The sequence below is a fragment of the Caballeronia catudaia genome (assembly GCF_001544755.2).
GTDB lineage: Bacteria > Pseudomonadota > Gammaproteobacteria > Burkholderiales > Burkholderiaceae > Caballeronia > Caballeronia catudaia.
The window spans coordinates 1-21,033 of record NZ_FCOF02000069.1; the positions used below are offsets into that span (position 1 = coordinate 1).

Below are 21,033 nucleotides of genomic sequence, written 5' to 3' on the forward strand. Positions count from 1 at the left end.
ATGGCGAGGCGTTCTTCAGGTTGAAGGTGCTGGTATGAAGTAGTTTTGTCGGGCATTGCAACACCTTATACGAGATAGGTGTTGCACCTCGCTTTTGAGGCCGCCACGAGAAAAACCGATTTGTCTATGAGGTATCGGACGCGGACCTCCTTATCGTTCGCTGCCGCGGCCACTACGGCGACAAATAGAGACGCGACTTACCGCTCCAACCCCGCCTTGACCAGCAATTCCGTCAACACGGCCGTCATCCCGCCTTCATGCGTTTCGGCGCGCTCCTTCAACTGCTTGACCAGCTTTTCATCGAGCTTGCAGGCGAACGGCACGAGTCCTTTCGCCTGATCGAGTTTGCGCTGCTCGCGCCGATCGACTTTCTGCGCGTCCGCCGCGCCCGCGCGTCCTCGTCCGCCTTGCTTCAAATCGTTGGCGAGTTTGAAGGCCTTGGTCTGTTCCAGCTGGAATTTGTTCACGCGATGCTCCCGGGCGACGATTGAGTAGAAAGGCCCGTATTGTACGGAACCGCCAGCGCGTCGATGCGCGCGCGCATGCGCCGCCAGTGCGAGCCTTCCCAGAACACGCGATGACACACGTCGCAGGTGACGAAGCGCGTATGCCGCTCGCGCACGCCGTCGGGCACGCGGCCGTCGATGTCGCCGGGTCCGGCGCGACGCAAGGGCGCGTTGCACATCAGGCACAGACGAAATGCGCGCACATGCGGCGCGAGGTCGAAGCGCGCCGACACTTCGCGAAACTGCTCGTCCGGCTGCAGCGTGCGCACGTAGCAGCCGCGCAGCACGGTGCGGCGCTTCAGCAACTCGCGATCGCGCGTGAGCACGATGCGCGCTTCGTCGTGCGCGAGCTGCTCGATTTCATCGTCGGGGAAATTGTTGTCGTAACGCGTATCGAAGCCCGCGAGCCGCAGCAGTTGCGCGAGCCCGCCGAGATGCGCATCGGCGATGAAACGCAGATCGGTCGCAGGCAGCGGCGGCCGCAGGAGCAGCGCGCCGTTCGCCATGCCTTCGGGCGCATGACGAGTCGGATAAATCTCGATGAGATCGTTGGCTTCGATCAGCGTGTCGAAGCCGGTCGGCAGGCCGTTGCGCACGATCAATCCGACTTCCGTGTGCGGCACGCCGAGCGCCTCGATCATGTGTTTGGTCGATGAAGACTTCGCGTACGCGCACGCGAACGTGTGCCCGCGCTGCGATCGAGCGAGGAAATCGTTCAGTTCGCGATGGAAGTGAAAGTGCGCCTTGACCATCCAGCCAGTATCGCATTGCGCGTTCCTGCGCGCTTCACTTCGATGTGCTCTACTGGCTCCACTGGCGCGGGGCCCGCGCGGCGGCAGACAAGGCAAAGGAGCACACGAGCATGGATATCGGATTTATCGGTTTGGGCGAAATGGGCGGCGCGATGGCGAGCAACGCGCTCAAGGCGGGGCACACGGTGCGCGTCTGGAACCGCTCGCGTGACAAGACGCGCGCACTCGCTGATCAGGGCGCGTCGGTGGTCGATACGCCCGAGCAGGCGTTCGCCGGCGACGCCGCGTTCTCCATGCTCGCCGACGACAACGCGCTACGCTCCGTGCTCATCGACGGCGGCCTGGTCAAGCATGCGCCGAAGGGCCTCGTGCACGTCAACATGGCGACGATTTCCGCGGCGCTCGCCGTCGAGCTCGCCGAACTGCACTCGCAGCACGGCGTCGCGTATGTCGCCGCGCCGGTGCTCGGGCGGCCGGATGTCGCGGCGGCGGGCAAGCTCAACATTCTCGCGGCCGGCGCGAGCGAGGCGATCGACCGGGTGCAGCCCGTTCTCGATGCGCTCGGCCAGAAAACCTGGCGCGTCGGCAGCGAGCCGCAGCACGCGAACGTGCTCAAACTCGCGGCGAATTTCATGCTGGCGTCGGCGATCGAGAGCTTCGGCGAAGCGGCGGCGCTCGTGAGCGGCCACGGCATCGAGGCGCAGACGCTTCTCGACGTCATCACGAATTCGCTGTTTCCGGGGCCTGTGTATCAGGGCTACGGCAAGATGATCGCCGAGCGCCGCTACGAACCCGCGCTCTTCAAGGCGCGGCTCGGGCTGAAGGACCTGCGCCTCGCGATCGCCGCCGGCGATGCCGTGAACGTGCCGCTGCCCGTGGCGAGCGTCGTGCGCGACAACCTCGTCGACGCCATCGCTCACGGCGACGGCGACAAGGACTTCGCCGTGCTCGGACAAGTCGCGGCTCGCCGCGCGGGGCGCTGATTCCAAATCAAATCGATGTCGTGGCGATGCAGGCGGACGGCATAATGCGAATCCGTTCATCTTCTTCGCCACGCCGCAATGAGCCTGCATCTCTGGTGGCTGTTCGTCGCCACCGTCTTCGTCGTATCAGCGATCCCCGGTCCCAACATGCTGCTCGTGATGACGCATGGCGCGCGGCACGGCCTCAAGCGCTCGACGGCCACCATGGCCGGTTGTCTCACGGCGCTCGTCATCATGCTGTCGGTATCGGCGGCGGGGCTCGGCGTGTTTCTCGAAGCGTGGCCGCGTCTCTTCGACACGCTGCGTCTGGCCGGCGCGGGGTATCTGGTCTGGCTCGGCGTGAAAAGCTGGCGCGCGAAGGCGAGCGCGATCGATGTCCGCGATGAAAGCGCGGGCACGCCATCGGTGAAACGCGTGACGCTCTTTCGCAACGGCTTTCTCGTCGCGAGCAGCAATCCAAAGGCGATTCTCTTCGCGGCGGCGCTGCTGCCGCAGTTCATCGACGCAAGCCGGCCCATCTTGCCGCAGTTCGCGGTGCTCGTGTCGACGTTCGCGGTCATCGAGGTGAGCTGGTACGCGGTGTATGCGGGACTGGGCGCGCGCATCGGCGACAAGCTGAAGAGCGCGAGCGTCGCGCAGGCGTTCAATCGGCTGACGGGCGGCGTGTTCGTCGCCTTCGGCGCGATGATGGCACTCGTGCGCCACTGAGGCGCCCGCCGAAACGTCTGCATGAACGGGCGCGTGACTTGCTTCGTTTGCAGTGCTTCATTCGCTTTCGAACATACAGGCGCAAGGGGCCGGCGGATAGTAGCGCTCGTCCCGGTTCGCCGCGAAATCGAGAAGAACAGCTAAAGGAGGCGCTCCATGCACACGACTGGCCCACGCGCCACACTTGCCGCGCTTTTGCCGTTTTTTTGCTGCCTGCTTGCGACGGCACCCGCGCATGCCGACGACACTTCGAATGCCTGTGATACGTTGAAGCGCATCGTGGCTGCCGCGCCGACTTTTTCCTCGCTAGCGGCAATCGACGGCCGAGCGATCGCGCGCTCCCACGGCGACGACGTGAAATGCGCCGCATCGCAGACGAACTATCGGTGCACGTGGACGCCGGGTGGCGGCTCCGGCGCCGAGGCGCTGCAAGGCGTCGCGGCGGACATCGCATCGTGCCTGCCGGACGCGACGCACGATCAGAATTCGCCCGCGCGCCAGCATTTCTATCTGGGCGCACGCGGCGCGCGCACCGAGATCACTGCGGCGCAGGCGAGCTCGAACAAGCTGACCCTCGAGATTTACGGTTCCCGGTGAGACCATCGTGAGCAAGCGCATTCTCATAGCCGACGACGACGACGATGCGCTCGCCGGTCTCGCGAACCTGCTGAACGGCATGGGCCATGAAGTGGCGCTGGCCGCGAACGGCGCGCAGGCGGTCGAAGTCGCCGGCAAGTTCGACCCCGAAGTGGTGATTCTCGATCTGGGCATGCCGCTCGTCGACGGTCTCGCGGCGGCGCGCGAACTGCGCCGTCTGCCGAACGGTCACGGGTTGATGCTGGTCGCGCTGACGGGCTGGGGCCAGCCGCAACATCGCGAAATGACGCAGGCCGCCGGCTTCGACGTGCATTTCGTCAAGCCTATCTCGGCGGATCAACTGCACTTCATCTTGTCGATGATGCAGCCCTGATTGAGCGCGGACATGCCGTGCGTCAGCCTGCCGCAACCATCAATGTTGCGATGCACCAAAATTATTGCTATATTTACTGCTGTCTCCTCCATGTCTCCGCTGATATGGATTCAGCCCGCCAGCTTTGGCGGGCTTTTTTTCGTCCAAACGTTCCGATCTCGCGGCGCACTGGCGGCACAAAAAAAGCCGATCCGCAGTGAAACGGACCGGCCTTTCCCGATTAACGGTCGTTATGTCTTAGCGCGCGAGACCCGCGTCTTCGTCCGCGCCGATCGCCAGATTCATGCACTGAATCGCCGCACCTGACGCGCCTTTGCCAAGATTGTCTAGACGCGCGACCGTGACGAAACGCTCGTCGTTGCCGAACACGAAGATATCGACACGATTCGTGTCATTGCACGCCTGTACGTCGAAGAAGCCCGCGTCGAGATTGCTCTCGGCGTCGAACGGCATCACGCGCACGAACGGCTCGTTGTTGTAATACTCGGCGAGCATGTCGCGCGCGTCCTGCGGCTTGGCCGCGCGCTTCAACTGATCCGGCGAGAAATACGTCGTCACCGCGAGGCCCTTCAGGAACGGACCGACGATCGGCGTGAAGATCGGCGCGTGCGTGAGGCCGGTGCGCACCGACATTTCCGGAAGATGCTTGTGCGTCAGGGCAAGCGCGTACGGGCGCGGGCTCATGAGCTTCCCGTCGCCGCCGGCTTCGTACTCCGCAATCATCTTCTTGCCGCCGCCGCTGTACCCGGTGATCGAGTACGCGTGCGCGCGGAAGTCGGCGGGAACGAGACCGCCCGCGACGAGCGGCTGCACCGACAGCACGAACGCCGACGCATGGCAGCCCGGGACCGCGATGCGCTTCGACGTGCGCAGACGCTCGCGCTGCGCGTGTGACAGTTCGGGCAGGCCGTACGCCCAGTCGTCCTGCGTGCGAAAGGCGGTGCTGGCGTCGATCATCACGGTGCGCGTGTTATCGGGATCGACGAGCGACACCGACTCGCGCGAGGCGACATCCGGCAGGCACAGGAATGTCACGTCCGATGCGTTGATGAGCCTGCGGCGCTCCTTGACGTCCTTGCGCTTCGCGTCGTCGATACGCAACACCTCGATGTCACGGCGCTGCGACAGATATTCAAAAATCTTCAGGCCGGTGGTGCCTTCCTGTCCGTCGACGAATACTTTCGTGGTCATCTCGATCTCGCTGGTTCGTGCGGGCGCTCGCCGCAAAACCGCTATTTTAAGGCGATTCCGAGGCGGGTTCATGTCCACCGTTTTCGACGGCCGCGCGAGCGCCGATCCAGCGCGCCGTCACCTCGGCGATACGCGCGCCGAATAGCTTCGCCGTCTCCAGATCGCCGGGCGGCGGCGCTTCCTCCGGCGAGGCGTCGGCGGGCGACTGCGTGAGCAGGCCCGTGAAGCCGCCAACGAAGTTCAGGTCGTTGCGGGTGGCCGCCTTGGTGTTCGACGGCATCATGCCCGTTCCGACCCAGATCATGCCGTGCTGCATCGCCAGCGTGACGAAATAGGAGATCGTCAGGAATTTATCGCCGTTCATGTGCGCCGAATTGGTGAAGCCGGCCGCGATCTTGTTCTTCCATTTCTGCACGAACCAGGGCTTCGAACTCGCGTCGGCGAACTTCTTGAAGTCGGCGGAGGGCCCGCCCATGTAGGTCGGCGCGCCGAAAACGATGGCGTCGGCGGCGTCGAGATCGCCCCAGGCGGCTTCGTCGATATCGGCGACGGCGATCAGCCTCACGCTCGCGCCCGCGTCGGTCGCGCCGCCTAGCACGGCTTCCGCGACCTTCTTCGTGTGGCCGTAGCCGCTGTGATAAACGATGATGATGTTCGGCATGGTGTCCCCGAGTCTTTCCGTGCGCCGCGGCGCACGCTCGAGGCGCGCCTTGCGGACGGTCCGGTCAGTCTAGCAAAGACGATTTTTATCCGGCCGGCGCGACCGCACGCTTCTGACCCCTATCGGCCATACGTGAAAGTCATTTGTGCGCTGGCAATCGCCAGCGTGCGGATTTCGTGCTCGAACATCAGCGCGGGCGTGCCCTGGCGCAGACGCAGATCGACGCTGTTGAGCGCGTACACGGTCACGATGTAACGATGCGGCTTGCCGGTCGGCGGGCACGGACCGCCGTAGCCGTCCGTGTCCCAGTCGTTGCGCGCCTCGATCGCGCCGAGCTTGCGCAGTGCGCCCGATGCGCTCGCGTTGTTCGGCAGGCGATCCGTGCCGGCGGGGATGCCCGCGGCCGCCCAATGCCACCAGCCGCGTCCGGGCGCGTCGGGATCGAAGATGGTCACGGCAAAGCTACGGGTGCTCGCGGGCGCGCCGCGCCATGAGATCTGCGGCGAGCGGTTGCCGCCCTTGCAATCGGACTGGTCGAAAAGCAGATCGCGCCCGATGGTCTTGCCCGGCGCGAGATCCACGCTCGAAACACTGAAGGCCGGGTCGGCCCCGGCCTCGCGCGAACCGAAGAAACCTGCCGCCACGAAGGCGATGAACAGTGCTGATGCGACTTGGCCACCCGAACTCACGCGTCGACCGGTGAGGCGCATGTGCTGAACTCCTGTCAGTATCGTTGCGCGATATAACAGCGTTTCGCTAGCTGCAACGATGTTTTTTGTCTCAGTGATGCGCTTCGTGACGGGATGCAGTTTAACATTGCAACAAAGCATAAAAGCTTCGAATCCTTGAGACTTAGCCGATGGCGCCACACGCGCTTATTGGTTTGGACGTAGTGTAAAGCGCCTTGACGGCGATGACTTCCGACTTTATTGAACGTAGAAATGAGTAATTCGACGCAGATTCGCGCGGCAACTAATCGACCGATATTCAGGAGAAAGTAATGAGCCAGCGAATAAAAGTCATCATTGCAGACGACCACCCGGTGATTCTTTTTGGCGCGACCCAGGCGCTCAGCAAGTTTCCGGAGGTGGACGTAGTCGGCCAGGCGCGTCAGTCGACCGAACTCATTCAGTTGCTTCAAAAAGCGGCCTGCGACGTCCTCGTCACCGACCTCGCCATGCCCGGCGGCTCCTACGGTGACGGCATGCCTTTGCTGGGCTACATCGGCCGCCAGTTTCCGCGCGTGAAGCTCGTCGTGCTGACGATGCTCGAAAATCCTGCCTTGCTCAAACGTTTGCGCGAAGTCGGCGTGATGTCCATCATCAACAAGGCCGACGACATGAACCACATCGGCTGGGCGATCCAGCATGTCATGCGCGGCCAGGAGTATCTCGGGCCGTCCGTGAAGGCGGCGCTCGACAGCATGGGCCTCGGCGCGAGCGGGCAGCAGCGCAGCGTGATCCTGTCGAAACGGGAACTCGAAGTGGTGCGCCTTTTCGTCTCGGGCATGACCATCACGGAAATCGCGGGACAATTGCGGCGCAGTATCAAAACGATCAGCACGCAAAAAAACACGGCGATGAGAAAACTCGGAATCGAACGCGATTCTGAATTATTTCAATATGCGCAAAGCAACGGCTTGATGAATCTTTCGGCCTATTCCGGCGACGGTTCACTCGACGATTCGTCGCTTCGCGCTCCGGATTCGCTATAAGCAGACTTTGACGTGCTGAAAATAAAAAAGAGCCGCTGATTTGAATCAGCGGCTCTTTTTGTTTAATTGCTGCGAGACGTCAGCGCTTATTGCGGCGCAGCGGTTGCGCCGCCGTGCGCCGCCGACCATTCAGCCGGCGCATGCAGGAATTTTTCGACTTCATCGAGCGTCTTCGACTCGAAATAGCCCTGCTCCTTCGCGACGCGCAGCACGTCCCACCACGTGGCGAGCGCGTGGAGATCGACGTCGATGTCTTTAAGCACCGACACGCTCTCCTTGAAGATGTTGTAGTGAAACAGCACGAAGCAGTGGTTCACCGTCGCGCCCGCGGTGCGCAGCGCGTTGATGAAGTTGATCTTGCTGCGGCTGTCTGTGGTCAGGTCTTCGACCAGCAGCACGCGCTGGCCTTCGGTCAACAGACCTTCGATCTGCGCATTGCGCCCGAAACCCTTCGGCTTCTTGCGCACGTATTGCATCGGCACCATCAGGCGGTCGGCGATCCACGCCGCGAACGGGATGCCCGCCGTCTCGCCGCCCGCGACCGCGTCGATCTGCTCGTAGCCGACGTCGCGCAGAATCGTTGCTTCCGCCATCTCCATCAGGCCGCGGCGCACGCGCGGGTAGGAGATAAGCTTGCGGCAGTCGATATACACCGGGCTCGCCCAGCCGGACGTGAAGATGTACGGTTTTTCCGCGTTGAAGTGCACCGCCTGCACTTCGAGCAGCATCTTGGCGGTGGTGTCGGAGATCGTCTGGCGATCGAAGCCTGTCATGGGCGAATCCTTGGACTTGTGTGGCGCTTGCAAAAGCGGGGAGGCGGCCGCGAGGGCCTTTGGCGCAGGCTTACGATGCGGAACGCGCCGTTTGGACGGCGTTTTCGCGCATTCACTGCACGCGTAGCCCGCCATTTTACCCGAGCAGAGGAATGCGGGCGAGCGGGCTTTTCTCGACCGATTGAACGGATCGCGCGCTCGCGCGTACACTCGCGGCACTTTCCGCCGAACGCTCCGATGACGCCCGCTTCCTCATCCACTTCCTCCGAACCGCTCTCCCGTCACGCACTCCAGGCGCTCGTCGCGTCGGTTCTCGGCTACGCAATGGACGGCTTCGACCTGCTGATCCTCGGCTTCATGCTGCCGGCGATCGCCGCCGATTTGCATCTTTCGTCCGCGCAATCCGGCGCGCTCGTCACGTGGACGCTCGCCGGCGCGGTCGCGGGCGGCGTCGTGTTCGGCATGCTGTCTGATCACTTCGGCCGCGTGCGCGTGCTGACCTGGACGATCCTCGTCTTCGCTGTTTTCACGGGCATGTGCGCGCTCGCGCAGGGCTACGGCGATCTGTTGATCTACCGCACCATCGCCGGGATCGGGCTCGGCGGAGAGTTCGGCATCGGCATGGCGCTCGTTGCGGAGGCTTGGCCCGCGCGGATGCGGGCGCGCGTGTCGTCGTACGTGGGGATCGGCTGGCAATTGGGCGTGCTGGCCGCCGCATTGATCACGCCGATGCTCCTGCCCGTCATCGGCTGGCGCGGCATGTTCGCGGTGGGCTTGTTGCCCGCGGTCGTGTCGTTCCTCGTGCGGCGGCGCGTGGAGGAGCCCGCGCTGTTCACACAGCGCCGGGCAACAGCGAAAAAACGCGAAATCCCGCTGAAACGACTCTTCGACGACGCCCGCACCGCGCGCGCGAGCCTTGGCGTGATCATCCTGTGCTCGGTGCAGAACTTCGGCTATTACGGCTTGATGATCTGGCTGCCGACCTATCTCTCGAAGACCTTCGGCTATTCGCTGACGAAATCGGGACTCTGGACCGCCGTCACCGTGCTCGGCATGGCGTTCGGCATCTGGCTCTTCGGCTTGGCCGCCGATCGCTTCGGGCGCAAGCCGGCGTTTCTCGTCTATCAGATCGGCGCGGTCGCGATGGTGTTCGTCTACTCGAATCTCACGAGCCCGGCGGCGCTCCTGATCGGCGGCGCGGTGATGGGCGTGTTCGTGAACGGCATGCTCGGCGGTTACGGCGCGCTGATCTCCGAGATTTATCCGACCGAAGCGCGTGCGACCGCGCAAAACGTGCTGTTCAATATCGGGCGAGCGGTGGGCGGGCTCGGTCCGGTCGCGGTCGGAGCGCTGGCGGCGCGTTATTCGTTCTCCGTTGCACTGGCGTTCCTCGCATCGATCTATCTGCTCGACGTCATCGCGACGCTCTTTCTCATCCCCGAAAAACGCGGCGCCGAGCTCGACTGAGTGCGGTGTCATCGGACGAAATTGCGCTGAAACGTTGCATCGCGTCATTTCATGTGCCCGGTGTACACTGGACGTCCCAAAAAAACCAAGCTCCGTCCGCTCGTTTCATCCTTGGCGAGCGGCACGCTGCGTCTATCCGACGCGCCGGGCAACTGAAACTGGTCCATAGATTCACATTTCCGCATTCATTGCAGCACGGTCGACGGCGGTGTGAACCCTGTTCAAATAATTCCCAAACGTCTCAGGTCAATCATGGACGAACAACTGAAGCAAAGCGCCCTCGCGTATCACCAGAATCCGCGTCCCGGCAAGATTTCGGTGACGCCGACAAAACCCCTGTCCAATCAGCTCGACTTGTCGCTCGCGTATTCGCCGGGCGTCGCGGCCGCGTGCATGGCGATCTACGACGAGCCGCTCGATGCGCAGAAGTACACGTCGCGCGCGAATCTCGTCGGCGTCGTGACGAACGGCACTGCAGTGCTCGGGCTCGGCAATATCGGGCCGCTGGCCGCGAAGCCGGTGATGGAAGGCAAGGGATGTCTGTTCAAGAAGTTCGCGGGCATCGACGTGTTCGATATCGAGTTGGCCGAAACCGATCCGGACAAACTCGTCGATGCGATCGCGATGCTCGAACCGACGCTCGGCGGCATCAACCTGGAAGACATCAAGGCGCCCGAATGCTTCTATATCGAGAAGAAGCTGCGCGAGCGCATGAAGATTCCCGTTTTCCATGATGATCAACATGGAACTGCGATCATCGCATCGGCGGCGATTCTCAACGGCCTGAAAGTCGTCGGCAAGAAGCTGGACGAAGTGAAGCTCGTCTGCTCCGGCGCGGGCGCGGCGGCGATCGCGTGTCTGGATCTGCTCGTCGATCTCGGCCTGAAGAAGTCGAACACGCTCGTGGTCGATTCGAAGGGCGTGATCTACGAAGGCCGCGGCAATCTGGATGCATCGAAGGAGCGCTATCAGGCGACGACCGACGCGCGCACGCTCGCCGACGCGATGCACGGCTGCGACGTGTTCCTCGGCTGCTCGAGCGCGGGCGTGCTCAAGGCGGATATGGTCACGACGATGGCCGACAAGCCGCTGATTCTCGCGCTCGCGAATCCGGAGCCGGAGATTCGTCCGGAGGAAGCGAAGCGGGTGCGTCCGGACGCGATCATCGCGACGGGCCGTTCGGACTATCCGAACCAGGTCAACAACGTACTGTGCTTCCCGTTCATTTTCCGCGGCGCGCTGGATGTTGGAGCTACGACCATCACGGAAGAGATGAAGCTCGCGTGCGTGCGCGCGATCGCCGAACTGGCGGAAGAAACCGATCAGGGCGATGAAGTCGCGAAGGCGTACGAAGGCCATTCGCTCGAATTCGGTCCGGAATATCTGATTCCGAAGCCGTTCGATCCGCGTCTCATCATCAAGATCGCGCCGGCTGTCGCGCAAGCCGCGATGGATTCGGGCGTCGCGACCCGTCCGATCAAGGACATGGACGCATATCGCGAGACGCTTGGCGCGACGGTGTATCGCACGGGCATGGTGATGCGCCCGGTGTTCGCGGCGGCGAAGGCGGCGCCTGCGCGCATCGCGTTCGCGGAAGGCGAGGATGAGCGCGTGCTGCGGGCCGCGCAGTTCGTGCTGCTGGAGAAGATTGCGAAGCCGATCATCATCGGGCGGCCGGCTGTCGTCGAGATGCGTTTGCAGAAGATGGGGTCGAAGCTGAAGCCGGGCGTCGACTTCGAGATCGTGAATCCCGAAGACGATCCGCGTTATCAGAAGAGCTGGCAGGCGTATCACGAGATCGCCGCGCGTGAGGGCGTGACGCCCGAAAGCGCGAAGGCCGCGCTGCGCAAGTTCAATACGCTGATCGGCGCGATTCTGGTCCATATGGGCGATGCCGACGGCATGATCTGCGGTTTGATCGATACGTACCAGGATCATCTGAAGTTCGTCGATCAGGTGCTCGGCAAGTCGCCGGATGCAAAGAACTTTGCCGCGATGAATCTGCTGATGCTGCAAGGGCGCAATCTGTTTATCAGCGATACGTACGTCAACGAGACGCCGACGCCCGAGCAGCTTGCGGATATGACGATTCTGGCCGCGCGCGAAATCGAACGATTCGGGATTCAGCCGAAGGTGGCTCTGGTTTCCAACTCCAATTTCGGTAGCGTGCCGAGCGCGTCGAGCAAGCGGATGGCCGAGGCGCGCAAGCTGATCGCGGAGCGCGCGCCGCATCTGGAAATCGATGGCGAAATGCACGGTGACGCGGCTTTGTCGGAAGCGGTTCGCAAGGCCGCGTTCCCTGGGACGACGCTGCATGGCGAGGCTAACTTGCTGATCATGCCGAACGTCGAGGCGGCGAACATCACGTACAACCTGCTCAAGATGGTGAGCGGCGAGGGCGTGACGGTTGGGCCTTTCCTGCTGGGTGCTGCGAAGCCCGTGCATATTCTGACGCCGGCGGCAACCGTGCGGCGGATCATCAATATGACGGCGGTGGCGAGTGCGAATGCTAGTGTGGTGAAGGCGAAGTAAGGTTCAGCGCTGAAGGAAGAACGGCGATCCGGGCGACTGGATCGCCGTTTTTTCATGGCTCGAACGCCTTTGATGATCCGGCTTCGAAGGAAACGCTGAGGCTCGTTTCAGGTCCGGCTCGGCGCTTGAGCAGGGCCGGATGGACGGTCAGGCTATCGCTCTCGTCTGAAAGGCGCGTCCCGCTTTTTGCGTTTCAATTGGCCGGCACAGAAAGAAAAAAGGCGATTCGCTTTCGCGAACCGCCTTCCGAGCATCAACTGGGGAATGTCAGGCCACTTGCCGCGTTTCGCTCTGTGGGTCGCGCCACCGCGCCAACAATTTCTCCCACTTCACCTTCGCCGCCTTCACGTTGTTTTCCTTGATATGCCCATACCCGCGCATCGAATCCGGCAGATTCGCGAGCTCGATCGCCAGCGGCAGCTTCTGCGTCGTGAGCCCGCCGATCAACTCACGCACGAGCGCCTCATACTCGTCGATCAGCGCGCGCTCCATTTTCCGCTCTTCCGTGCGCCCGAACGGATCCAACGCAGTTCCGCGTAAGAACTTGAACCGCGCCAGAACCCGCATCGCGGACATCATCCAGGGTCCGTACTGCATTTTTACGAGATGTCCGTGCGCGTCCTTCCGCGAAAGAGAAGGCGGCGCGAGATGCACCTTGATCTTCCAGTCGCCTTCGAAACGCGCGCGCACCTTTTCGATGAACGCCGGATCGGCATACAAGCGCGCGACCTCGTACTCATCCTTATAGGCCATCAGCTTGTGCAGATTCTTCGCGACGGCTTCGGTCAGCGAATAATCGCCGTTGCCCAACTCGGCCTCGGCGGTACGCACAGACGCGACCAGCCGCCCATACCGCGCCGCGTACGCCGCGTTCTGATACCGCGCGAGATAGTCGAGCCGCTTATCGATCAAAGCATCGAGCGCCTTCGGCGTATGCAGCGCGATGACCTTGCCCGGCGCCGCTTCCGCCGAACCATGCGCAAGCCGCGTCACACTCGAAGGATCGTGGGCCGCGCGCCGTCCCCACTCGAACGCCGCGAGATTCTTCTCGACCTGCACGTTGTTCAGCTCGATCGCGCGAATCAGCGATTCATGCCGCAACGGCACCCAACCCTTCTGCCACGCGAAGCCCAGCACGAACGGATTCGTATAAATCGCATCGCCCATCAGTGCGACGGCGAAGCGGTTCGCATCGACCAACGCAACATGCTCGCCCGCCGCCGCGCGGATATCCGCCTCCGCGCTTGCGCCCGGGAAACTCCAGTTCGGGTTCTTGATGAACTCGGCGGTCGGCGTCTGCGCGCTGTTCACGACGACGCGCGTGTGATCCGGTTGCATTCGCGAGCCGCATTCGTTGCTCGCCGTGACGATCGCATCGCAGCCGATGACGAGATCCGCCTCGCCCATCGCGATGCGCGTCGCGTGAATATCGGCCGGACGGTTCGCGATCTGCACGTGGCTCATCACGGCGCCGCCCTTCTGCGCGAGGCCGGTGACATCGAGCACCGTGACGCCTTTCTGCTCCAGATGCGCCGCCATGCCGAGCAGCGCGCCGATCGTCACGACGCCCGTTCCGCCGACACCCGTCACCAGCACGCCATAAGGGCGTCCGATTTCCGGCAGTTCGGGCGTGGGCACCGCGGGCATCGCATCGCCGGAAACGCTCGTCGCCTTCGGCTTCTTCAGTTGCCCGCCTTCCACCGTGACGAAACTCGGGCAGAAGCCGTTCAGACACGAATAGTCCTTGTTGCACGTCGACTGATTGATCTGCCGCTTCGTGCCGTACTCGGTTTCGAGCGGCTCGACCGACAGACAATTCGACTTGACGGAGCAATCGCCGCAGCCCTCGCACACCGCCTCGTTGATGACGACGCGCTTCGCCGGATCGGGGAACGCGCCGCGCTTCCTGCGCCGACGCTTTTCCGTGGCGCAGGTCTGGTCGTAGATCAGGATCGACGTGCCGGGAATTTCACGCAATTGACGCTGAATGTCATCGAGTTCATCGCGATGATGCACTTCGATGCCCGGCGCGAGACCGACATTCGCGTCGTACTTTTCCGGCTCATCCGTCACGATGACGATCTTCGCCGCGCCTTCCGCCGCCAGTTGATGCGTGATCTGCGGCACCGTCAGCACGCCGTCGACGGGCTGGCCGCCCGTCATCGCGACCGCATCGTTATAAAGAATCTTGTAGGTGATGTTCACCTTCGCCGCGATCGCCGCGCGGATCGCGAGCAAGCCGGAGTGGAAGTACGTGCCGTCGCCGAGATTGGCGAATACGTGCTTGTCGTTCGAGAACGGCGACTGGCCGACCCACGCGACGCCTTCGCCGCCCATCTGGCTGAATGTGCTCGTGCTGCGGTCCATCCAGACCGTCATGTAATGACAGCCGATGCCGGCCATCGCGCGCGAGCCTTCCGGCACGTTCGTCGACGTGTTGTGCGGACAGCCCGAGCAGAACCACGGCTTTCTCTCCGCCTCGACGCGCGGGCGCGCGAGCGACTTCTCTTTCGCGTCGATCACGGCCAGCCGCGCGGCGATGCGCGCGCGCACGTCGGCGGGCAGATCGAACTTTTCGAGACGCGTGGCGATCGCCTTCGCGATGATCGCGGGCGACAACTCGTAGTGCGCCGGAAGCAGCCAGTTGCCCATCGGCACGGACCATTCGCCGCCGGCGCCATCCTTCTCGTCGAACTTGCCGTAGACGCGCGGACGTTGCGCATCCGGCCAGTTGTACAGCTCTTCCTTGATCGCGTATTCGAGAATCTGCCGCTTTTCCTCGACGACCAGAATCTCCTCCAGCCCGCGGGCGAATTCGTGCGCGCCTTGGGCTTCGAGCGGCCACACGCAGCCGACCTTGTAGAGACGAATGCCGATTTGCGAGCACGTCGCGTCGTCGAGACCGAGATCGGTGAGCGCCTGGCGCACGTCGAGATATGCCTTGCCGCCGGTCATGATGCCGAAGCGCGCGTGCGGCGAATCGATTTCGACGCGATCCAGCTTGTTTGCGCGCACGTAGGCGAGCGCGGCGTACCACTTGTAATCGAGCAGACGCGCTTCCTGCACGAGCGGGGGATCGGGCCAGCGGATGTTCAGGCCGCCATCGGGCATCGCGAAATCGGTCGGAATCACGATTTGCGTGCGATGCGGATCGATATCCACGGACGCCGACGACTCGACGACATCGGTCACGCATTTCATCGCGACCCAGAGGCCGGAGTAGCGGCTCATCGCCCAGCCGTGCAGGCCGAAGTCGAGATATTCCTGCACGTTCGACGGAAACAGCACCGGCAAGCCGCACGCCTTGAAAAGGTGCTCCGACTGATGCGCGAGCGTCGATGACTTCGCGGCGTGATCGTCGCCCGCGAGCACCAGGACGCCGCCGTGCGCAGCCGATCCTGCCGAATTGCCGTGCTTGAAGACATCGCCCGAACGGTCGACGCCCGGGCCCTTGCCGTACCACATCGAAAATACGCCGTCGTATTTCGCGCTCGGGTACAGGTTGACTTGCTGCGAGCCCCACACGGCGGTGGCGGCGAGATCTTCGTTCACGCCCGGCTGGAACACGACCTGATGGGCGGCGAGATGCTTCTTCGCCTTCCACAGCGACTGGTCGAGACCACCGAGGGGAGAACCGCGATAGCCGGAGATGAATCCGGCGGTATTGAGACCTGCGGCCTTGTCGCGCTCTTGCTGGAGCATCGGCAGACGCACTAGCGCCTGGATGCCGCTCATATAGGCGCGGCCGCGTTCGAGCGTGTATTTGTCGTCTAACGTGACGGATTTCAGTGCGGCTTCTAGGGAAGCTCTTTGTTCTGCGTCTAGCGGGGCGTTCATTATGTGTCTTCCTCCACCCGAGGTTTTGGGATCACCAAAGCATGTTTCGGGCCGTCGCGTCTTTTGGACGGTCGGGCCGGGATTTCAGTGTGCCGTTCTAGGGGTTTTCGAGACAGTGGGACAAACCCGTTAAAAATTCCTCACTTGTTCGTGCTCTGCGTCGATTCCTCGACGATTTGACCGTCTTGGAGTGGGTTTTGTTACCACGTGTAAATTCGACCGACTCGCGGAACCCTGCGCCCCACGACTGTCTAAAATGGGCCTCCGAAAACCCCGTGCCGTTTTTTGCGCACGTTTGGCTTCCGGAAGCAGGCTGTACGCACGTAGTTAGAAGGAGATAACGATGAAACAACGCCACGTCCAGAATTTCCTGATGGTTTCGGCGGCTTTTTTTGCCATCAGTGCGCCGGTGGGCGGCGCACGGGCGAATAATGCGACGCCGTTCGGGGCGTCGTCGGTTGCACAGGTCGCGCAAGTGCGCGTTCAGTCGGTTCAGGCTGGCGTCACGAAACGCCGCGAATCGGAAAGCAGCGACGACGAGACGGCGGGCTGATCCCGTCATCGCGGCCTTTGTATCGAGCATCGGCCGCTGGAACGAAAAAGGGACATGCATCGCATGTCCCTTTTTTTCGACTGTCGTTTTCCGTCAGTTAGCGGTGGTGTCCTTCAGCACGCCGCGCCGCATTTGATCCAGTTCGATCGATTCGAAGAGCGCCTTGAAGTTGCCCTCGCCGAATCCCTGATTACCCTTGCGCTGGATGATTTCGAAGAAGATCGGTCCGATCTGGTTCTCCGTGAAAATCTGAAGGAGGATTTCGTCCTTGGTGCCGTCGATCAGAATCTTGCGCTTCTTCAGTTCCGCGACCGATTCGACGTGGCCCGGCACGCGGCGGTCCACGAGTTCGTAATACGTGTCGATGGTGTCGAGCAGCGCGATCTTCGCCCCGCGCAGGCCGTCGACCGTGGTGTAGATGTCGCTCGTGCCGAGCGCGATGTGCTGAATGCCCTCGCCGTGATAGGCGTCCAGGTATTCCTGAATCTGCCCCGCGGTCTCCGAGCCTTCCTCGTTGATCGGAATGCGGATCTTGCCGCACGGCGAGGTCATCGCCTTCGACTTCACCGCCGTTACCTTGCCTTCGATATCGAAGTAGCGAACCTCGCGGAAGTTGAAGAGCCGTTCGTAGAACTCAGCCCATTCGACCATGCGGCCGCGATGCACGTTGTGCGTCAGGTGATCGATATAGGTCAGACCGTGACCGACCGGATTCTGCTCCGCGCCGGGAATCGGCTCGAAGTCGACATCGTAAATGCTGATATCGCCGATGCTGCCCGGCTGCGCGCCGTTCTTGCCGCGCCAGCGATCGACGAAATAGATCAGCGAATCGCCGATGCCCTTGATCGCCGGAATGTTCAGCTCCATCGGGCCCGTCCTGTTGTCGAAGCCCCACGCGCCGAGTTCGAGCGCGCGCTGGTAGGCCTTGGCGGCGTCGGCGACACGAAACGCGATCGCGCAGATCGACGGACCGTGGAGGCGCGTGAAGCGCTGCGCGAACGAGTCGGCTTCCGCGTTAACGATGAAGTTGATCTCTCCCTGGCGATACAGCGTCACGTCCTTGTGACGATGCTTCGCGATCGCGGTGAAACCCATCTGTTCGAACAGTTTGCCGAGCGCGACGGGATCGGGCGCGGTGTATTCGATGAATTCGAAGCCATCGGTGCCGACGGGGTTTTCCCAAGTCGATGCGGTCATGCGTGTCTCCTGATTTTGAGTGCAGCGCGATTGCGCGACGTGGAGACAGTTTAATGAGATGACGCTGGCAAAAACTTGCGAAACACATCGCTCATTCATAACATTGCACACGAAGCTGCCAAATCGATGCGCTGTGGAGCAATAAAATGGCTGAACCGGAATTGGATACGATCGACCGCAGAATCCTCGCGATTCTTCAGGAAAATGGACGGCTGTCGAACCAGGAGATCGCGGATCGCGTGAATCTGTCGCCGAGTCCGTGTTTGCGGCGCATCCGGCGGCTAGAGGAGATCGGCGTGATTCGCGGCTACGTCGCATTGCTCGACGCCAAAAAGCTCGGGCTGGGACTGCTCGCGTACATCAATGTGCGACTCGAGAAACGCGGCGGAATGCAGGCCGCGGCGGGCACGCCGAAAGCACCGACGCACGGCGATCTCTTTCGCGAAGCCGTGCGTTCATGGCCGGAAGTCGTCGCCTGCGACGCGATGACCGGCGAGATGGATTTCCTGCTGCGCGTCCAGGTGCGCGACATGGACGATTTTTCGCGCTTCGTGCAGGATGAACTGCTGCATCACCCGTCGGTCATCGATGTGCGTTCGAGTTTTTCGCTGGAGCGCATCAAGGAAACGACGGCTCTGCCGCTGCGCTAGAAACGATGAAGGGCGGTCAGTGCCGCCCGTGCTGGTCCCGCTCGCAACGCCTACCCGAGAAGATTACGCGGCGTCCGCTGTCGGCATGAACGCCTGAAAAACTTGCGATGCGCGATGCGCCTGGCGTTTGATCGCATAGTCGAACACGGCTGCTTGCTCCTGAAGCAGTTCGCTCATGAGGCTGCCTTGATCGGCGGGCGTGAGCGAGAGATAGGCGTCCGCTTCGCCGTACGCGTATTCGATCTTCATGCCGGACTTCTTCGCGATATGCATCATCGTCGAATTGCGCGACAGGCAATGCATGTACAGCACCGAAACCTGTGTGTTGCGGCTGCGCATGGCGGCGCGCTCGAACAGCTTCGAACCGATGCCCCGGCCGCGCGCGCTTTCGAGAACGGACACGCCGAACTCGGCGGTGCGCTTGTCGCCTTCGGCAGGCAGATACGCCAAATGGCCGACGCCGATCAGTTCCAGCGCGCTTCCGAAGACACCGAAGACCTTGTCGTTCGAAAAGTTGAGATTGCGCACGTAATTGTCGATGACGTGATCCGGCACGATTTGCCCAAAGCGCAAGAGGCGGTCGTCTTCGTCGAGAGCGAGAAAGTGCGTGAGGAGACGTTCGCGATCTGCCGACGACAGTTCGCGGACGAGAACCGGCATACGCGCGTCTTTGAGCGGTTGATCGCTCGCGACGATCTGCTCGGTGGTGCGGTTGATGGTCAGTTCCACAGTCGTTCCTCCTTCATTCGTGATGCAGCATGCTGCAAAGCAAAACGAATTTTAGCTGATTGCGGAGAAACAGATACGGGAAAACCCTTAAATCATCCTAGATGTCGCGTTCTAAACAGCTAATGAAAACGGCTACATCCTTTAAAAATCAATAGCTTATAAAAATTGCTCAAAAGCAACGATTCGCCGTCCGGGCCGTTTGTTGTGCTGCATCAAATCAGTCGCCGCCGAGCCCGTGTTCGATCATGCCGACCACCTGTTCGGCGAACTCGCCGTAGCCGAGCTTGCCTCCGGGCTTCAGCCACGTGAACGTCCAGTTAATCATGCCGAAGACCATCATCGTGAGCGCGGTCTGGTTGTCCTTGGTCGCGCGCTTCGGGTAAGCGCGAGCGAGTTGCCGCGCGAACGCCGCCACGATGTCGCGCTGGCGGTCCAGAACGATTGCGCGCTGGGCTTCCTCCAGATACTTCACATCATTCAGAAGCGCGACGTGCCGGCTGTGGGACGTCTCGTACTCCGCGAGAAACGCGCGCACCAGTTCGGCGAAAACCTCGCGCTCGCCCAGTCCGCGCCGCTGGCTCGCGCCTTCCACCTCCGCGATGATGAGCATCAGCCGTTTCGTGTAACGGTCGAGGAGATCGAAGAGGATCGCCTCCTTGCTCTCGTAATAGTGATAGAGCCGGGCTTTCGACGTGCCGCTCGCAGCGGCGAGATCGGCCATCGAGGTGCTGGGATAGCTCGTCTGCGCGAATTTCGCGGCGGCGAGTTCGAGGATCTGTTCGCGTTGCGTCTCGTGATCGGGCGCTTTGGTACGGGCCATGTGTTCGAAGAATGCGTTCTTATAAATTCAGCGGCGTAGCTCGGCCTGACTGATCTCGGACGGCGTGCCGCGAATTTTAAGCCGTCCGGCCGTGACGAGTTCGCGGCAACGCCAGAAAGCAATGGAATCGGAGAGCATGAAGTCAAAGCGCTGACCCATCGCGGCGCCGGCGATCTGGCGTGCCGGCTGCCATTCGGGGCCGGCGAGATCGAGCAGTGCTTCGTCGACATCGAGCCATGTTCCGGAGACGAGCATGTTGTCGCGCAGGCGGCGCGTGTCGGCGTTGGCATGCTTCGCTTCTTGCCATTCGAGCGCGAGACGGCTGATGCGCAGCACGGAGATTGGCGCAGCGGTCGGCAGTTTCGCGTGCAGTTGCTTCGGCGAGAACATGCCGACGGCCGTCGCGCGATCGGCGCGGCCGACATGATCCGTGTCTTTGTCGTCGGCTGCGAGCGTGAGGTCGTCGTGATTCAGCTTCGCTTCGTTCAGGCGCTGCGGTGCATTGCGCAGATGATAGGCCACGCGCCGCAACGTGAGCTGATCGGCCGCGCTCTGACCGTGCCACACGACGATCTGACTATCGCCGCGCGCGAGGCCGCCGAAGAGCGCCTGCTGTTCTTCGAGTTCGTCCTCGAAGTCGATCGCGCTGTTCAGCACCTGACGCCAGAACGTCGCGCGCGCAAGCGGCGATTCGTCGATATCCCTGATCGGGCCGACAGCAAGATCGTCGCGCAGCGCGATGACGCGCTCTTCGCGTTCCGCGCGCCGCAATGCTTCCGCGAGGGATTGGGCCGCGCAATCGCCATTCGTGACGTGAATCATGTTCATTGGTGTCGGGGCGCAGGAAAGACAAAAGGACCGCTCGGTCGAGCGGTCCTAGTTTACGCGAATCGAGTAACGTCCGGCTGTGACCTAGCGCTCGTCGAAACTCACGACGACGCGCTCGCTCAGCGGATGACACTGGCACGTCAGCACAAAACCGTCATCGAT

At 62.2% G+C, this 21,033-nt stretch carries 20 protein-coding genes; 9 read left to right on the plus strand and 11 right to left on the minus strand.

What is annotated here, in order from left to right:
* Positions 1-197: 197 nt before the first annotated feature.
* Together AWB75_RS33975 and AWB75_RS33980 are read right to left on the minus strand one after the other, a co-directional pair.
* Positions 198-467: a hypothetical protein gene (locus tag AWB75_RS33975; protein WP_061128355.1), complete on the minus strand. Its 270-nt coding sequence runs from the start codon at positions 465-467 to the stop codon at positions 198-200.
* Complete coding sequence (locus AWB75_RS33980; RefSeq protein WP_061128356.1) at positions 464-1,258, minus strand: Mut7-C RNAse domain-containing protein; 795 nt, start codon at positions 1,256-1,258, stop codon at positions 464-466. Before AWB75_RS33980 ends, AWB75_RS33975 begins: the two co-directional genes overlap by 4 nt.
* 44 nt (positions 1,259-1,302) lie before the next feature.
* Between AWB75_RS33980 and AWB75_RS33985 the strand changes: the two genes are divergently transcribed.
* The 4 genes from AWB75_RS33985 to AWB75_RS34000 all read left to right on the plus strand — a co-directional run bounded on the left by AWB75_RS33985 (position 1,303) and on the right by AWB75_RS34000 (position 3,919).
* Complete coding sequence (locus AWB75_RS33985; protein WP_268807892.1) at positions 1,303-2,241, plus strand: NAD(P)-dependent oxidoreductase; 939 nt, start codon at positions 1,303-1,305, stop codon at positions 2,239-2,241.
* Positions 2,242-2,319: 78 nt separating this feature from the next.
* The gene (locus tag AWB75_RS33990) at positions 2,320-2,949 is read left to right on the plus strand and encodes a LysE family translocator (protein WP_061128357.1); all 630 of its coding nucleotides are present in this window, start codon (positions 2,320-2,322) and stop codon (positions 2,947-2,949) included.
* Between the two features lie 156 nt (positions 2,950-3,105).
* Positions 3,106-3,546 (plus strand): hypothetical protein, encoded by a 441-nt coding sequence (locus AWB75_RS33995; RefSeq protein ID WP_061128358.1) that lies wholly within the window; start codon positions 3,106-3,108, stop codon positions 3,544-3,546.
* Between the two features lie 7 nt (positions 3,547-3,553).
* Positions 3,554-3,919, plus strand: a complete 366-nt coding sequence (locus tag AWB75_RS34000) for a response regulator (RefSeq protein ID WP_061128359.1) — start codon at positions 3,554-3,556, stop codon at positions 3,917-3,919.
* A gap of 237 nt (positions 3,920-4,156) precedes the next feature.
* Here AWB75_RS34000 and argC read toward each other — a convergent pair whose 3' ends face one another.
* The 3 genes from argC to AWB75_RS34015 all read right to left on the minus strand — a co-directional run bounded on the left by argC (position 4,157) and on the right by AWB75_RS34015 (position 6,481).
* A complete protein-coding gene (gene argC, locus AWB75_RS34005) occupies positions 4,157-5,110 on the minus strand; it encodes an N-acetyl-gamma-glutamyl-phosphate reductase (protein ID WP_061128360.1) in 954 nt (317 codons plus the stop codon).
* A 46-nt stretch (positions 5,111-5,156) separates the two neighbouring features.
* Entirely contained in the window at positions 5,157-5,771 is a 615-nt protein-coding gene (locus tag AWB75_RS34010; RefSeq protein ID WP_061128361.1) for a flavodoxin family protein, read from the minus strand.
* 119 nt (positions 5,772-5,890) lie between these two features.
* Positions 5,891-6,481, minus strand: coding sequence for a YbhB/YbcL family Raf kinase inhibitor-like protein (locus tag AWB75_RS34015; RefSeq protein ID WP_061128362.1), 591 nt, complete (start codon positions 6,479-6,481; stop codon positions 5,891-5,893).
* A gap of 290 nt (positions 6,482-6,771) precedes the next feature.
* Between AWB75_RS34015 and AWB75_RS34020 the strand changes: the two genes are divergently transcribed.
* Positions 6,772-7,485: a response regulator gene (locus AWB75_RS34020; protein WP_061128363.1), complete on the plus strand. Its 714-nt coding sequence runs from the start codon at positions 6,772-6,774 to the stop codon at positions 7,483-7,485.
* Between the two features lie 86 nt (positions 7,486-7,571).
* Here AWB75_RS34020 and AWB75_RS34025 read toward each other — a convergent pair whose 3' ends face one another.
* Positions 7,572-8,258, minus strand: coding sequence for an orotate phosphoribosyltransferase (locus tag AWB75_RS34025; protein ID WP_061120316.1), 687 nt, complete (start codon positions 8,256-8,258; stop codon positions 7,572-7,574).
* Between the two features lie 237 nt (positions 8,259-8,495).
* Between AWB75_RS34025 and AWB75_RS34030 the strand changes: the two genes are divergently transcribed.
* Both AWB75_RS34030 and AWB75_RS34035 read left to right on the plus strand, forming a co-directional pair.
* Positions 8,496-9,725, plus strand: coding sequence for an MFS transporter (locus AWB75_RS34030; protein WP_061128364.1), 1,230 nt, complete (start codon positions 8,496-8,498; stop codon positions 9,723-9,725).
* Between the two features lie 252 nt (positions 9,726-9,977).
* Complete coding sequence (locus tag AWB75_RS34035) at positions 9,978-12,257, plus strand: NADP-dependent malic enzyme (RefSeq protein ID WP_061128365.1); 2,280 nt, start codon at positions 9,978-9,980, stop codon at positions 12,255-12,257.
* 267 nt (positions 12,258-12,524) lie between these two features.
* Here AWB75_RS34035 and AWB75_RS34040 read toward each other — a convergent pair whose 3' ends face one another.
* The gene (locus tag AWB75_RS34040) at positions 12,525-16,094 is read right to left on the minus strand and encodes an indolepyruvate ferredoxin oxidoreductase family protein (RefSeq protein WP_061128366.1); all 3,570 of its coding nucleotides are present in this window, start codon (positions 16,092-16,094) and stop codon (positions 12,525-12,527) included.
* 343 nt (positions 16,095-16,437) lie between these two features.
* Between AWB75_RS34040 and AWB75_RS34045 the strand changes: the two genes are divergently transcribed.
* Positions 16,438-16,647, plus strand: a complete 210-nt coding sequence (locus AWB75_RS34045; protein WP_061128367.1) for a hypothetical protein — start codon at positions 16,438-16,440, stop codon at positions 16,645-16,647.
* A 93-nt stretch (positions 16,648-16,740) separates the two neighbouring features.
* On the opposite strand, the gene hppD is transcribed toward AWB75_RS34045, so the two are convergent.
* Positions 16,741-17,844 (minus strand): 4-hydroxyphenylpyruvate dioxygenase, encoded by a 1,104-nt coding sequence (hppD, locus tag AWB75_RS34050; protein ID WP_061128368.1) that lies wholly within the window; start codon positions 17,842-17,844, stop codon positions 16,741-16,743.
* A 146-nt stretch (positions 17,845-17,990) separates the two neighbouring features.
* Between hppD and AWB75_RS34055 the strand changes: the two genes are divergently transcribed.
* Entirely contained in the window at positions 17,991-18,494 is a 504-nt protein-coding gene (locus tag AWB75_RS34055) for an Lrp/AsnC family transcriptional regulator (protein ID WP_061128369.1), read from the plus strand.
* Between the two features lie 63 nt (positions 18,495-18,557).
* On the opposite strand, the gene AWB75_RS34060 is transcribed toward AWB75_RS34055, so the two are convergent.
* The 3 genes from AWB75_RS34060 to AWB75_RS34070 form a co-directional block, all read right to left on the minus strand.
* Complete coding sequence (locus tag AWB75_RS34060; RefSeq protein WP_200823077.1) at positions 18,558-19,154, minus strand: GNAT family N-acetyltransferase; 597 nt, start codon at positions 19,152-19,154, stop codon at positions 18,558-18,560.
* 286 nt (positions 19,155-19,440) lie between these two features.
* Entirely contained in the window at positions 19,441-20,043 is a 603-nt protein-coding gene (locus AWB75_RS34065) for a TetR/AcrR family transcriptional regulator (protein ID WP_061128371.1), read from the minus strand.
* 27 nt (positions 20,044-20,070) lie between these two features.
* Entirely contained in the window at positions 20,071-20,871 is an 801-nt protein-coding gene (locus AWB75_RS34070) for a DUF1835 domain-containing protein (protein WP_061128372.1), read from the minus strand.
* Positions 20,872-21,033: the final 162 nt, after the last annotated feature.